Raw genomic sequence first — 14,230 nt, forward strand, 5'->3', positions numbered from 1 at the left:
TGACCGACGGCGTGGCGGGTAGGAGTGCCCGGACAAAGGAGAGGATCATGAACGAGACGGCAACCCCGCGCTACATCCCCGGCTTCGGCAACCACATCGCGACCGAGGCGGTCCCCGGCGCGCTCCCCATCGGCCGCAATTCGCCGCAGCGCCCCGCCTTCGGCCTCTATGCCGAGCAACTGTCGGGCACCGCCTTTACCGCGCCGCGTCACGAAAACCGCCGTTCCTGGCTCTATCGCCTGCGCCCGACCGCCGAGCATCCGCCCTATCGGCCCTATGACGGCGCGCCGCGTTTCGCGGCCGGCACCAGCGACGCCCCCCTGCCCCCCAACCGGCTGCGCTGGGACCCGGCACCGATGCCGCCCGCCGGGACGGACTGGCTGGACGGCATGACGACGATGCTCGCCAATCGCGACCCCGCCGACCTGGAGGGCGTCGCGGTGCATGTCTATGCCTGCAACCGCGACATGGCGCGGGTCTTCGTCGACGCCGATGGCGAGCTGGTCTTCCTGCCGCAATCGGGGCGCCTGACGATCCTGACCGAACTGGGCCGGATCGACATCGCGCCCGGCCAGATCGCGCTGGTGCCGCGCGGCGTGCGCTTCCGCATCGAGTTGCCCGATGGCGAAGCGTCCGGCTATGTCGCCGAGAACCATGGCAGCCTGTTCCGGCTGCCCGACCTGGGACCGATCGGCGCCAACGGCCTGGGCAATCCACGCGATTTCGAGACGCCCGTCGCCTGGTTCGAGGATCGCGACGAGCCCACCCAGGTCGTCCAGAAATTCCTCGGCTCGCTCTGGACGATGACGCTCGGCCACAGCCCGCTCGACGTGGTGTCCTGGCACGGCAATCTGGCGCCGTGGCGGTACGATCTGTCGCGCTTCAATACGATCAACACGGTCAGCTTCGACCATCCCGATCCGTCGATCTTCACCCTGCTGACCTCGCCCAGCGACGTGCCCGGCCGGGCCAATGCCGATCTCGTGCTGTTTCCGCCACGCTGGATGGTTGCGGAGGATAGCTTCCGTCCGCCCTGGTTCCACCGCAACGTCATGTCGGAGGCGATGGGCCTCATCACCGGCGCCTATGATGCCAAGGCGGAAGGCTTTCGCCCCGGCGGGCTGTCGCTGCACAATCTGATGGCGGGGCACGGCCCCGACCTCGCCAGCTGGCAGGCGGCGAGCGCGGCCGACCTCAAGCCGCACCGGATCGAGGGGACGATGGCGTTCATGGTGGAAAGCTGCTGGCCCTATCGGCCCACCACCCATGCCCTGTCGCATGCGCAGCTCGACTATGACGCGGTGTGGAAGGACTTCCCCAAGGCCCGGCTGCCATGAGCCTGACGCTCCACGGCTATTGGCGGTCGAGCGCGGCCTATCGCGTCCGGCTGGCGCTGGCGCTGAAGGGCCTCTCCTATGACAGCGTGTCGCACGACCTGCGGACGGGGGCGCAGCGGGCGGAGGCGTATCGCGCGCTGCAACCGCAAGGGCTGGTGCCGGTGCTGGACGGCCCGGACGGCGCGCTGATCCAGAGCCCGGCGATCCTCGAATGGCTGGAGGAGCGCTATCCCGATCCGCCGCTGCTTCCCGCCGATCCGGCTGGCCGCGCGGTGGTGCGCGCCATGGCGGCGATCGTCGCGTGCGACATCCATCCGATCAACAATCTGCGCGTCCTGACGATGCTTCGCCAAGACATGATGGCCGATGACGACGCGGTCCGGCGCTGGATCGCCCACTGGATCGCGGAGGGCTTTGCCGCGCTGGAGAAGCTGATCGCGCGGCATGGGCGCGGCTATGCCTATGGCGATACCCCGACGCTGGCCGACTGCCATGTCCTGCCACAGGTCTATAACGCCGAGCGGTTCACGGTCGACCTCAGCCCCTACCCGCATCTGGCCGCCGCGGCCGACCGGCTGCGACGCCGCACCCCCGAAGCCGCGCCCGAGGCGCAGGAGGACGCGGGATGAGCGAGGAACGGCTGGCCGCCACCCCGGCGGGAATCACGCTCGGCCCACTGGAGACGATCGCGGACGGCGCGGCGCGCAACTTCGTGATCCAGATGCGCGCCGGACGTTTCCACGGCTTCGTCGTCCGGCGTGGCGCCATGGTGCATGGCTATGTCGACCGCTGCCCGCATATGGGCCTGCCGTTGGCGCAGGAACTCGATGCCTATCTGACGCCCGGCGGCGAGCGCATCGCCTGTTCATGGCACGGCGCGCTGTTCGCGGTCGAGGACGGGCATTGCCTGGGCGGCCCCTGCATGGGGCAGGCGCTCACCCCCTGGCCGGTCGCCGTCTGCGACGGAAAGATCGTCACGGAATAGCCTGCGTCAGCTCGGCCTGGGCGATGGCCTGCAACCGGCCGACCACGCGCGGGTCGAGGCCCAGATCGCGCCCCGCCCGCTCCTGCTCGCCCAGTCGCCGGACGTCGTAGCCGGTCACTTTTCCGAACACGACCAGCGCCTCCAGATAATAGCCCGCCGCGCTGGCATGATACTGGTCCCAGGTCCACAAATCGACCTGACCATAGGCAATGCCGTCATAGGGGTTGGGATCGGCCACCCGGTCGCGCCATGCCCGGTTCCAGGCCTGCCCCACCGGGATCGCCCCCGCGATCTCCGGATTGCGACGCAGGGCATAGGCATTGCCCGCCGCCAGATCGTCCGCCATCGCGTCGATCGGCTTGCCCCGCCACGGACTTGGGGTGCGATAGGTCAGGTCGGCGCGGCTCCAGGTGGTGACCAGTTCGATGCGGACGCGCGGATTGGCGCGACGGAGCATCGACGCGATCAGCCCCGCCGCCTCGGCATGGCGGGTCGGATCGCCGGGGCGCTGCGCATCGAGCGTGCTGTAATCCTGGAGGATCACGACATCCCAGCGCCCATCGATCTCGCGCCGTTTCTGCTCGTAATGGAACGCCAGGTCCTTGCCCGGCGAGGTCTCCAGACTGACCGTCCAGTTCTGCCCCGCCTCCTCGGCAAAGGTCTTGAACAGCGCGGGCACGCCGCCGATCCCCTCATTGTTGAGATCGCGGACCAGATCGGGGCGATAGCGCATGACCGGCGAGTGGGCGCCGAAGGTGAAGCTGTTGCCGACGAACAGGATCGTCTCCGCCCGGACCGGCAGAGCCGCCGTGCCCGCCAAGAACGCCGTCAGCGCCACACTCCATCGCCGCCATGCCTTCACGTCCGCCATCTCCCGCCGTTGCATCCGCCACCTTGGCCGAACCGACGCCGCCCCGGCAAGCCGTCTTGCGGAAACGCCCGATATACCCTATACCCCTATGCGTTATGGCGCATGTCACCACCAGCAAGGAAAAGATCGTCGCGCGCGTCCGCCGCATCGCGGGGCAGGTCGCGGCGATCGAGCGATCGGTGACGGCGGATGCCGATTGTGCCGAGACGCTTCATCTGGTGGCGGCGGTGCGGGGTGCGGTGGCCGGGTTGATGGACGAGCTGGTCGAGGATCATCTCCACGCGCATGTCGCCGCCCCCGATCTGGGCGACGCCGAGCGGACCGCCGCCGCCACCGAGCTGGCCAAGCTGCTTCGCCGCCATTTCCGCTGAGTTCCCATCCCGTGACCCGATGCTGCCGAAGGACCCGACCGTGACCGCCCACAGCCATGATTATTTGGGCCATGCCCATGACGAGAATGCCCGGCGGACGCGGGCGGTCGTCTGGCTATCGGCCGGAATGATGGTCGCGGAGATCGTCGCGGGCTATCTGACCGGATCGATGGCGTTGCTGGCGGACGGCTTTCACATGGCGACGCATGTCGGCGCGCTGGGGATCGCCGCGCTCGCCTATTCCTATGCCAAGAAGCATGTCGCCAATCCCCGTTACAGCTGGGGCACGGGCAAGGTCGGCGAACTGGCGGGGTTCGGATCGGCCATGGTGCTGGGCATCGTGTCGCTGGGCATCGCCTATGAGTCCGTCGTCCGGCTGGGCGATCCGCATCCGGTCGCGTTTCGCGATGCCATATTGGTCGCGGTGCTGGGCCTGGCGATCAACCTGATCAGCGCGTGGATGCTGGCCGGTGGGCACGGGCATGATCACGGACACGGGCACAGCCATGGGCATGGGCATGGGCATGGGCATGACCACGGCCATCATCACGGGCATCATCACGGCCATGCCCATGACCGGCATGGCGGCGACACCAATATGCGCGCGGCCTATATCCATATCCTTGCCGATGCGCTGACCTCGGTCATGGCAATCGTCGCGCTGGTCGCGGGCCGCTATCTGGGTTGGGTCTGGCTCGACCCGGCGGTCGGCCTGTTGGGCGCGCTGGTCATCGCCAACTGGGCGGTCGGGCTGATGCGACAGGCCTCGGCCGTGCTGCTCGACGCTGCCGATCCCAAGCTGGCCGCCGAAGTGCGCGAGCGGATCGAGGCGTCCGGCGATACGCGCATCCATGACTTCCATATCTGGCGGATCGGCCCGACCGCCCATGCCGTCGTCCTGTCGATCGAGGGGATCGGCACCACGCTGGACTGTGCGGAGGTCTATCGCCGCCTGGATGGCATGCCCGCAGTCGGCCATGTGACCATCGAAATCCGGTAACGCTTCGTTGAAGCCATTCTGCTAAAGCGCTGTCCATGCGCCCCATGCAGCTTCTGGCCGGTGCGATTCTGATCGGTGCCCTGGGTGGCGGCGTGATGCTGATCCGGCATTCCGCCGATGCGGACGCCACGCGGTCGAAGGTCGCGGCGGCGCCACAAACGGCGGCTACCCGTCCCCCCGCGCCCTCTCCCTCCCCTAGCCCCTCGCCCGCGCCTTTCGTCGTGCGCCGCATTCTCGACCTGAAGGCACCGCTGCACCATGGCGACTTCGTGTGGGACGAGAGTGGCGCGCCGCAGGGGCCGGTGGTGATTACCGTCGACCTAGCCGCGCAGGTCGTGTCGATCTTTCGCGACGGCTATGAGATCGGCACTGCGGCCATCATCTATGGCGCGGACAATATGCCAACTCCGCTCGGTGTCTTTCCCATCCTGGAGAAGGACGCCGACCATGTGTCCAACCTCTATGATGCGCCCATGCCCTATATGTTGCGGCTGACCCGCGACGGCGTGGCGATCCATGGCAGCGATGTGCGTTATGGCTATGCGACCCATGGCTGCGTCGGCGTGCCCACCGCCTTTGCGCGCAAATTGTTCGCGGCGACACGGATCGGCGACCGGGTGATCGTCACCAATGGCAAGCGGCTCGCCATGGGACAGAGCATCGTCGGGTAAAGACGCATTTCGCACATGGCCCGCGTTAAATCATATCTATTTCAGTACCTTGTACGCCAAACCTCATCTCAAAAAGCAGGATGAGAAGTCGAGTCGGTCCGACCAATGACGCACCGCCCTTAGCATTAGCTCGTAGAACCTAATGCGAGTCATGTGCATTTTTCCATTGAGAATTGCACCTTAGCGTCTTATTGCGAGTGATAGGCAATAGATGAAAGGGGTCATATGCTTCTGGCGCTCGCCGTAATGGCTGCGATCGGGGAACCCGGGGAAAAGGCTGACGAAAAGACCGAACAGCGCGATATCGTCGTGACGGCGACCCGCGCGCCGATCGAGGCGCAGGACGCGCCGGTCACCATTTCGGTCAAACGCGCCGAGACCATCGCCGACGAACTGGCGACCGACATCAAGGATCTGGTCCGCTTCGAACCGGGCGTCAGCGTCCGCCGCGCGCCCACCCGCTTCGGCGCCGCATCGGGATCGACCGGACGAGCGGGCAATGAAGGCTTCGTCATCCGCGGCATCGGCGGCAATCGCGTGCTGATCCAAGTCGACGGCGTACGCGTGCCCTACGGCTTTAGCTTCGGGGCGCAGGATGCCGGGCGCGGCGACTATGTCGACATCGGCCTGATCAAGTCGGTCGAGTTCCTGCGCGGCCCCGCCTCGGCGCTCTATGGCAGCGACGGGCTGGCGGGTGCGGTCAGCTTCGTCACCAGCGATCCCGCCGACATTCTGGGCGACAAATCCTTCGGCGGATCGCTGCGCACCCAGTATAATTCGGCGGACGAGGAGTTCACCCAGTCGGGGATCGTCGCGGGCCGATCGGGCGCGGTGTCGGCCATGCTCGCCTATACCCGGCGCGACTTTTCCGAACTGAAGAACCGGGGCGATGTCGAGGGCACCGGCGTCACCCGCACCGCGCCCAATCCGCAGGATGGCCACTCCAATGCCCTGCTGGGCAAGCTGGTCTGGAACGTCGCGCCAGGCCACCGCCTGCGCGCGACCGGCGAGTATCTCGGCAACCGCGTCGCCACCGACGTGCTCACCGGGATCAACACCAGCGTCGCCGGGTTGCAGGCCCGCGATACCGCCGAGCGCTGGCGCGGCACGCTCGACTGGACCTATGACGGGACCGGCCTGATCGAGTTCGCGCGCGCCGCCGCCTATGTCCAGAATGCCGAGGATCGCCAGTTCAGCGCCGAGGACCGCCGGACGCTGGCCGATCGCACCCGGCTCAACACGCTGGAGAACCGGGTCTATGGCGGCTCGGGCGAGGTCCGGCTCGGCTTCTCGACGGGGGCGATCACCCACCGGCTGGTGACAGGCGCCGATGTCAGCGTGCTGCGCCAGCGGGGCGTCCGCGACGGCACCGTGCCGCCCTCGGGCGAGACATTCCCGACCCGCGCCTTTCCGACGACCGACTTCACCCTGGCCGGGGCCTTTGTCGGGGACGCGATCGGCATCGGGCCGGTGACGCTGCACCCGGCGCTGCGCTATGACTGGTATCGCCTGTCGCCCCGGCGCGATCCCCTGTTGCCGCAATTCACCGGCGCCGGGCAATCGGCCGACCGGGTCAGCCCGCGCATCGGCGCGGTCGTCACGCTCACCCCCATGGTGCGACTGTTCGCCAGCTACGCCCGTGGCTTCCGCGCGCCCGAGCCGGGGCAGATCAACCAGTTCTTCTCCAACCTCGCCTTCGGCTATACCTCGATCCCCAATCCGAACCTTCGCCCGGAGACGAGCGAGGCGGTCGAGGCCGGATTGCGGCTGAACAGCGATGCCGTGGACCTGTCGGCGAGCGTCTTTCGCGCCGATTACCGCGACTTCATCAGCCAGGAGGTGGTGGGCGGCCGCTTCACCCCCAGCGATCCCGCGCTGTACCAGTTCATCAATCTCGACCGCGCGAGGGTGAAAGGCGCCGAAGCCCGGTTCGAGGGGCGGGCCCGCAACGGCCTGACGGGCCAGCTCGCCATCTCCTATTCGCAAGGGGACCAGATCGCCGCCGACGGCACCCGCAAGCCGCTGGCGACGATCGACCCGCTCAAGCTGGTGATGGGGGTGGGCTGGCGCGAACCCGGCCAGGGGCGCTTCGGCGGTCAGGTCGTGATGACCCACAGCGCGCAAAAGGCGGCACGGGACACCACCGGCCTGTGCTCGACCACATGCTTCCGGCCGGCCGCCTTCACGATCCTCGACGCGACGCTGTTCGCGAAGCTGACCGACACGCTGACCATGCGCGCGGGCATCTTCAACCTGACCAACGCCACCTATGCCTGGTGGTCCGATGTGCGCGGCCTGTCGGTGCCGCGCCCCCTCCCCACCGGCGCCGCCGATGTGCCCCCCGCCGCCTTCACCCAGCCGGGGCGCAACGCCAGCGCGTCGCTCTCCTTGCGCTTCTGAAAGGACTGACCCGATGATGAACCGTCCGATGCTGATGCTGGCCGCGCTCGCGCTGCTCCCCGTTCCCGCTCATGCCGATGGCCCGGTGAAGCAGACCATGGCCGAGGCCCAGGCCGCCAAGGCCGCCGACCGGGCCGAGATTCTGGCGATGGCGGGCGATTACAAGGTCCGCTTCGACATGCAGGAAACCACGCCCTGGGCGGCGGACTATGTTCCGTTGGAGCGCAAGATTTCCGGCGGCAACGAAGTGGTCCGCGTGATCGAGGACACGCCCGACCATATCGCGCTCCAGCATCTTCTGGTCGTCGAGCATGGCGGCAAGACCCATGTCATCAAGCATTGGCGGCAGGATTGGGATTATCAACCGTCCCGCGTGCTGGTCTATGCGGGTCCGGGCCGGTGGGTGTGGGAGGCCGTGCCCGAGCGGATGCGCGCCGGACGCTGGTCGCAGACCGTCTATCAGGTCGACGACAGCCCGCGCTATGCCGGATGGGGCCAGTTCGAGACGCAAGCCGGAGTCCGGCGCTGGCGGTCGAACTGGACCTGGCGCCCCCTCGCCCGCCGCGATGCGGTCCGCCATCCGGTCTATGACCGCTATTATGCGATCAACCGGCACCAGCCGACCCCGACCGGCTGGATCCATTGGCAGGACAATACGAAGATGGGCCTGAAGGACGGCAAGCTCGTCCCCATCGTCCAGGAATCGGTGCTGAACAGCTATGAACGCTTCGACGGCTATGACGTGAAGGCCGCCGACACCTATTGGGCGAAGACCAGCGACTATTGGGCGGCGGTGCGGGCCGCATGGCAAAGGGTCGCCGACACGAAGGGCGGGATCGCGATCCAGGAAGAGCCCGAAACCGGCACCGTGATCAGCGGCCGCCTGCTGACGATCGCCGACGAAATCCAGGCGGGCAAGATCACCAACGCCGCCGGAACGGCCGAGGCCATCGCGCTGATCGACGGGCATACGAAGCGGATCGGGTGATCGGCTGACGGGGTTTCGGGACCGTTCGCATTTTGCCGTCGATCACGACCCGCCGGTTTGCCGACCGGCGGGTCGGACGGTTCGGCGGCATGGCCTTTGTCAGCCGAAGCGTGCGTCGTGGAATTTCGGGGGTTCAGGGCCGCGTTGCGGCGATCATCGTCCGGCGATCGGAAATCTGCCGAGCGGGACCTTCATTTCAGATTGGAGCGGGTGAAGGGAATCGAACCCTCGTCGTAAGCTTGGGAAGCTTCTGCTCTACCATTGAGCTACACCCGCATCGCGCCCAGTTTACTGGAAAAACCGCGCTTTGCCGTTCGTCGTTCCAACTTCCGTTCCGTTGGAATTCCGACATGGTGTAAGCCCACTATAAAAGTGCGCCTCCCTTGGCAAGCACCCGGATGCCGTTTTCTTCATTCCGTCATTGCGCGGCGGTACCGGTTTCGTCACGCCGCCCCGCCTTGGCGGGTGGATTGCGCTTCGGCAGGGTGCGCAGATAGAGGATTCGCACGACGCACAGGGCCAGTGCCGTCCCGACAGCCGAAATGCCTGCGCCGATCAGGCCGAACAGCCAGAGGCTCAGCGAACTCAGAAGCACCGTCAACAGCACGCCGCCGACATTGGTGATGGCATAGACGCGATCCTTGCCCGCGCTGGTCAGTCCGACGCTCAGCAGGTCGCCACAGGCTCGCAGGACCGCCGCGATCAGCATGAGGATCAGCAGCGGGCGGGCCACCGGGAAGCGCCCCGGCGGCGCGAAGCGGATGATCGCCTCGGTCGCCAGGAAGATAACGACGCTCAGGACGGCGGCGAACGCCAGGACCTTGAGAACCTCGCGACGCAACGCCGCCAGCCACTCCTCCATTCCGCGCTGGCGCAGCACCAGCACCATGCGGGGCAATGCCAGCTGGACGACCGCGGTGCTCAAAAGCGTGTAGAGCGCATTGGTGATCGACCAGTAGAAGCTGTAGATGCCGGTCGCCGCGAGCCCCAGCATGGCGTTCAGGATGAAACGATCGGCATAGCTGAGGCCCACGAGCCCGAGGTCGCTGAGATAGATATACCATCCGTTACGAATGCGCAGCCACATCCCCGCGCGGTCGAGCCGCTTGGAAAGCGCGGCGCGCACCGGCCAGTGGCGCAGAAAGACGAACAGCAGGGCGATCGCCATGAAATGGCTGACGATCCAGCTCGCGAAGACGGTTTCCAGATTGCGGAACGTCGGCGACACCATGCCCAGCCCCACCGCCACCGGAATCCACAGGGCAGACCGCACAAGGACCAGAATATTGGCCTGCAAGGCCATCTGAAGCCCGACCAGCGGCATATACACGTCAAGCGCCAAGGTTTCGAGCCACAGGAGCGCGAGGATCAGCATATAAACGGTTGACACCCCGCCGGTCTGCGCGACGATCACGGGAATGGCGACGGCCGTGCCCAGGGCCAGCGACACCAAGGTCACGGTCAGGCGATCGCGCACCAGCGGCGCGGCCCCATCCGGGGTCATGCCGACGACATCGCGCGACACGAAATAGTTCAGTCCCCAACCCAGCAAGGCCGGCACGATGCCGATCGCACCGATCGCCAGGCCATAGACGCCGGCCGCCTCCAGTCCGAGATAGCTGACCACATAGAAGGACAGCGCGAAGCGGAAGAACAGCGTTGCCGCACGGATTCCCATGCTGACGAAACCGCTGCGCATCAGGCGAGAAAGGAGTGCGGCCATTCGTTCGGGACCTATCCTGTTTCTGCCGTCCTGACCACGGGGATTGCACTCCGGGACATGACGTTCGGGCGTGAAGGGCCACCGTCTCGCAGACGGGCCGCTGGCCGGACCGGGACGTTGATGCAGCGCAGCATGATGTCCCAATGCGGGAAGAGGGTGCCTCTGCGCAAGGGTTAAAAAAGGGACAATCTGTCCCTCAAATAATGGCGATCGGCATATACCCCGGCATATTGCATGCGCTAAGGCATTTGACGGAATGGGTTTCGTCGCACAGCGGAGGCAGACCCGTCTTGTGGTGTTACGAAGCGGGAGAGTGAACTCTGATGCGTTCCCAACGGGTCGATTCACTACAGGTCCTGCGCTTCGTCGCAGCATTCCTGGTCTTGTGCGGTCACGCGCAGCAGGCGCTGGTCAAGCTGACCGGCGCCCCCCCCCGCCCCTGGTCGGTCGTCCCCCTCGATTGGGGACTGGGCGTCGACATCTTCTTCGTCATCTCGGGTTTCGTCATGTATTATATGATGCATGATCGGTTCGGGGTGCCGGGCGTCGCCGCCGACTTCTTGCGCCGCCGGGTCATTCGGGTGGTGCCGCTCTATTACCTGTTCACCACGCTGACCCTGGTCATGGGGCTGGTGCTGCACGTGCCGCTGCCCAGCACGATACGGATCGTCTTCTCCTATCTGTTCCTGCCGGGACCGACCTGCGACCTCTATTGCACGCCGCTGCTGACGCTGGGCTGGACGCTCAATTACGAGATGATGTTCTATCTGGTGTTTGCTGCGGGGTTGCTGCTGCCCTATCGGCGGGGACTGATGCTGATCGTCGGCATTCTGCTGCTCCTGATCGCAATCGCCGCGCCTACGCCGCCCGATTGGCGCATGATCCGTTTCTGGGGCCTGCCGATCACCCTGGAGTTCGTGGCGGGCATGGGAGTGGCGCATATGTTCCTGCGCGGCATGTCGATTCCCCGCGCCCTGGCATGGACGATCGTCGGCGCAGGATTTGCACTGGCGGTGCTGTTCTATCAGATTGGGGCCTATGACACGATCGGCCGACCCTTTACCGGAGGGCTGCCCGCCGTGATGATCGTCACCGCTTCGGTTCTGGGGCTCGAGCCGCAGCGGCGAACGCGCTGGATAAGCTGGCTGATCGCGGGCGGCAACGCGTCCTATGCGCTGTATCTTTCCCACCCGTTCGCGATCCATGTCGGCGAGATCCTGGACGCGCGGCTGGGACTCTCGGCGCGGTCGCCGGCTCTGTTCTTGGCGATGGTCATTCTCGGCGCCTTGATCGGATCGGCGATCGTTCATGTCGGCATCGAAAAACCGATGCTGCGATGGTTGAACCGTCGCTGGAGCCGCGAAGGCAGCACCGGGCGCGGCGACGGCCAGCCTGCCCCCGGCCGATCGGGCATCATCGTAAAAGCTGAAACGGGAGCTCGGTAAATGGCGACGACCATCGGCGAAATCCTGCCAATACGGCGCTGGCGCTCCGCCCCATCGCGCAAGACGACCGAAGCGCCGATCATCGGCGAGCGCGCCTATCTGCTGATCCTGGCGGTGGCGTTCATGTTCTTCTTCCGGGATACGCTGACCAGCTCGCTACGCTATTACCTGTCGCTGGTTCACCTGAGCGCGGCCTGGTTCATCCCCGACCTGTTCAGCCTGTTCATCTTCTTCTATTTCGCATGGCGTGTCGCATGGCAACGCCGGTCGCCCTATGCGATCCTGCTCACCTGCTCCTTCCTGTTCTCGACGATCGTCGGCCTCGTGTTCATGCAGTCGACGGTGTTCGCCTTCGTGTCGTCGATCAAGCTGTTCCTGCCCTTCTTCGTGGGGGCGGTCATGGTCGATCGTTCGCTGACGGCAACATGGCCCGCACGGTGGGCGCTGACCGCCCTGTTCGTCGCGTCCACCATCGGCCTGCTGATATCCCCCTATGTGGATTTTCCCTGGCTGGGACAGAATCTCGACAATTTCGGCGCGGTCAAACAGGTCGGCAAAATCTGGTGGACGGGCGGCAAAATCCGGTACGGGGGATTCGCCGGAGAATCGACCATGGCCGCCTATATGGCGGTGATCCCCTATATCGTCATGCACCGCCATTTTCCGCGGATGGTCAACTTCGCGCTGTGGATCCCGCTCTATATCGCGGTGGAGCTTTCGACGAGCAAAACCGCTCTGTTGACCCTCATCGCTTTCTCTGCGATTTATATTGCGGTAGAAATTCAAAGGGATCGCGAACTGCGGGTCGCCCAGTTTCTGGCTCGCGCCTCCTATCTGACCATTCCAATCCCATTCATCCTGATGCCGCTGATGGGCGGCATGGACCTGACCAAGATCAGCCCCGTCCTTTTCAGCATGCAGGACCGGATCAGCCGCACATGGATCTTCCCCTTCACCTGGCTGGCGGAAAACGCACCGGCGGCGATCTTCGCCGGGTGCGGCCTGGGCTGTTTCACCTATCCGATGGAATATACCAAATTAGGTTATCTTATTGTTCCAGTTGACAATTTCTACGTAGCAACCTTTATCATGATGGGGTTGCCGTTTTTGGTTTTCGTCATCGGGTCCTATTTCACGATCGGCAAGAATCAAAATATCGAAAAGCTTTTGTTGCTCACCACGCTGAATTTTTATGCGGTCACGGTGCAATGTTACGGTCCTTCGACTGCAACCTTGTTCCTGGGATATGCGTTTAGCAATATGTTCATCAGCGGTGACAGATGGAAAAGGAGTTGGCGTGGTTCTGGTAAGGCTGACACCTCTTCGGATTTTGCCGGACAGACGTAGTATGTATTTCCGACGGCGAGCCGATTGATGCAAAAGCCGCGACTTGACTGGATCGACGCCGGACGTGGATTTTGCGGCGTGGGTGTGGTTTTATACCATGTCTGCGACTGGTTTTCCGAATTCTCGCCCGACCGTTTCCTGCTGCAAGATGTCGCGCTGGCACTGGCGCCTCTTCGGATGCCCTTGTTCTTCCTGATCTCGGGCATCCTGTCGCAGAATATCCACAAGGCTCCGGTCGAGAAGCGCGACGCCCGCATCGTCGGCCTGTTGTTCATCTACCTCTTCTGGTCCTGCATATTATTCTCGCGCAGCTTCCTGATCACGCTGGCGACCGGGGAGACGGCCCCGACGGTCGGTGAGTTCCTCACCGCTTTGGCCATTCCGACTATCTACTGGTTTCTGCTGTGCCTGCCGCTGTTCAACGTGCTGATCATCCTGTGCAAGAACCGGATCGGGCCTCATCCCTGGCCGGTGCTCCTCGTCGCACTGGCGATGGCGCTGCTATCCAATGTCGCGCAACAGCGTGTCGAGCCGATGGTGACGAACACGTTCGGGCACGTCCAGGTCGGACCGATACTGTTCAATTTCATCTGGTTCGCGCTGGGGGCCTATTTCGGCGAAATCTACAAGCGGATCGTTCAGCAGGCGAACGGGGTGCGGCTGCTCTTGACGGGCCTGTTGTGCACATTCGTCATCTGGGCGAGCTGGGGGTCCGACGCCGCTGGCGTTCGACTTATCAAGTCCATACTATTGCTGTGGTTCTTCGCCAATTTGCTGGGCATGATCCCCGGCCGACTGGCGATCATGCGGATTTTCAAATCGGTCGGCAAACAGACCCTGCCGCTCTACATCTTCCACATTCTGATCATCGCCGGGGTCGGCGGACTGATCCGCATCATGGCGCCGCCGCTGGACGCGATCCATCAATCGTCGATCGTGGCGAATGGAGTCATCCTCGGGGTCACCGTCTTCCTCACGGTGATATGCGTCGTGGCTGGCCAGTGGTTGAGCAACAGCCGATTTTCCTGGCTGATCGTGCCGCGCTATTGGGGGCGGGCGCCGCGAGCGGAAAGGCGGGAAGCCGTTTAGGCC

At 64.8% G+C, this 14,230-nt stretch carries 13 protein-coding genes and 1 tRNA gene; 11 read left to right on the forward strand and 3 right to left on the reverse strand.

Annotated features, from left to right (window positions below):
* Positions 1-47: 47 nt before the first annotated feature.
* The 3 genes from hmgA to QE385_RS03235 are packed head-to-tail and all read left to right on the forward strand — an operon-like array spanning position 48 to position 2,322.
* Positions 48-1,337 carry a homogentisate 1,2-dioxygenase gene (gene hmgA, locus QE385_RS03225; RefSeq protein ID WP_307099022.1) on the forward strand — a complete coding sequence of 430 codons (1,290 nt, stop codon included), beginning with the start codon at positions 48-50 and terminating at the stop codon, positions 1,335-1,337.
* On the forward strand, positions 1,334-1,966 hold the full coding sequence (maiA, locus tag QE385_RS03230) for a maleylacetoacetate isomerase (protein WP_307099024.1): 633 nt from the start codon (positions 1,334-1,336) through the stop codon (positions 1,964-1,966). Before hmgA ends, maiA begins: the two co-directional genes overlap by 4 nt.
* Positions 1,963-2,322 (forward strand): Rieske (2Fe-2S) protein, encoded by a 360-nt coding sequence (locus QE385_RS03235; protein ID WP_307099026.1) that lies wholly within the window; start codon positions 1,963-1,965, stop codon positions 2,320-2,322. The genes maiA and QE385_RS03235 overlap by 4 nt, the downstream gene beginning before the upstream one ends.
* Here QE385_RS03235 and QE385_RS03240 read toward each other — a convergent pair.
* Positions 2,312-3,193 carry a PEP-CTERM sorting domain-containing protein gene (locus QE385_RS03240; RefSeq protein ID WP_307099028.1) on the reverse strand — a complete coding sequence of 294 codons (882 nt, stop codon included), beginning with the start codon at positions 3,191-3,193 and terminating at the stop codon, positions 2,312-2,314. The two genes, QE385_RS03235 and QE385_RS03240, sit on opposite strands and share 11 nt — an antisense overlap.
* Before the next feature lie 95 nt (positions 3,194-3,288).
* Here QE385_RS03240 and QE385_RS03245 point away from each other — a divergent pair, with 95 nt between their 5' ends.
* The 5 genes from QE385_RS03245 (at position 3,289) to QE385_RS03265 (ending at position 8,623) form a co-directional block, all read left to right on the forward strand.
* Complete coding sequence (locus tag QE385_RS03245) at positions 3,289-3,564, forward strand: metal/formaldehyde-sensitive transcriptional repressor (protein ID WP_307099030.1); 276 nt, start codon at positions 3,289-3,291, stop codon at positions 3,562-3,564.
* A 19-nt stretch (positions 3,565-3,583) separates the two neighbouring features.
* Positions 3,584-4,564 carry a CDF family Co(II)/Ni(II) efflux transporter DmeF gene (dmeF, locus tag QE385_RS03250; protein ID WP_307099032.1) on the forward strand — a complete coding sequence of 327 codons (981 nt, stop codon included), beginning with the start codon at positions 3,584-3,586 and terminating at the stop codon, positions 4,562-4,564.
* A gap of 35 nt (positions 4,565-4,599) precedes the next feature.
* Positions 4,600-5,235 (forward strand): L,D-transpeptidase family protein, encoded by a 636-nt coding sequence (locus QE385_RS03255; RefSeq protein ID WP_307099035.1) that lies wholly within the window; start codon positions 4,600-4,602, stop codon positions 5,233-5,235.
* 246 nt (positions 5,236-5,481) lie between these two features.
* Positions 5,482-7,635, forward strand: coding sequence for a TonB-dependent hemoglobin/transferrin/lactoferrin family receptor (locus QE385_RS03260; RefSeq protein WP_307099037.1), 2,154 nt, complete (start codon positions 5,482-5,484; stop codon positions 7,633-7,635).
* A gap of 13 nt (positions 7,636-7,648) precedes the next feature.
* Positions 7,649-8,623: a DUF6607 family protein gene (locus QE385_RS03265; protein WP_307099039.1), complete on the forward strand. Its 975-nt coding sequence runs from the start codon at positions 7,649-7,651 to the stop codon at positions 8,621-8,623.
* Positions 8,624-8,825: 202 nt separating this feature from the next.
* Here the strand turns inward: QE385_RS03265 and QE385_RS03270 are convergent.
* Both QE385_RS03270 and QE385_RS03275 read right to left on the reverse strand, forming a co-directional pair.
* Positions 8,826-8,899: transfer RNA gene (locus QE385_RS03270), tRNA-Gly, on the reverse strand.
* A 142-nt stretch (positions 8,900-9,041) separates the two neighbouring features.
* Positions 9,042-10,346 carry a lipopolysaccharide biosynthesis protein gene (locus QE385_RS03275; RefSeq protein ID WP_307099042.1) on the reverse strand — a complete coding sequence of 435 codons (1,305 nt, stop codon included), beginning with the start codon at positions 10,344-10,346 and terminating at the stop codon, positions 9,042-9,044.
* A gap of 323 nt (positions 10,347-10,669) precedes the next feature.
* Between QE385_RS03275 and QE385_RS03280 the strand changes: the two genes are divergently transcribed.
* From QE385_RS03280 to QE385_RS03290, 3 genes are read left to right on the forward strand one after another with little or no spacing between them, the layout of a single operon-like run.
* Complete coding sequence (locus tag QE385_RS03280; protein ID WP_307099044.1) at positions 10,670-11,791, forward strand: acyltransferase; 1,122 nt, start codon at positions 10,670-10,672, stop codon at positions 11,789-11,791.
* Positions 11,792-13,138 carry a hypothetical protein gene (locus QE385_RS03285; protein WP_307099045.1) on the forward strand — a complete coding sequence of 449 codons (1,347 nt, stop codon included), beginning with the start codon at positions 11,792-11,794 and terminating at the stop codon, positions 13,136-13,138.
* Positions 13,139-13,165: 27 nt separating this feature from the next.
* Complete coding sequence (locus tag QE385_RS03290) at positions 13,166-14,227, forward strand: acyltransferase (RefSeq protein ID WP_307099047.1); 1,062 nt, start codon at positions 13,166-13,168, stop codon at positions 14,225-14,227.
* Positions 14,228-14,230: the final 3 nt, after the last annotated feature.

The organism is Sphingomonas sp. SORGH_AS_0950, from assembly GCF_030818415.1.
Lineage (GTDB): Bacteria > Pseudomonadota > Alphaproteobacteria > Sphingomonadales > Sphingomonadaceae > Sphingomonas.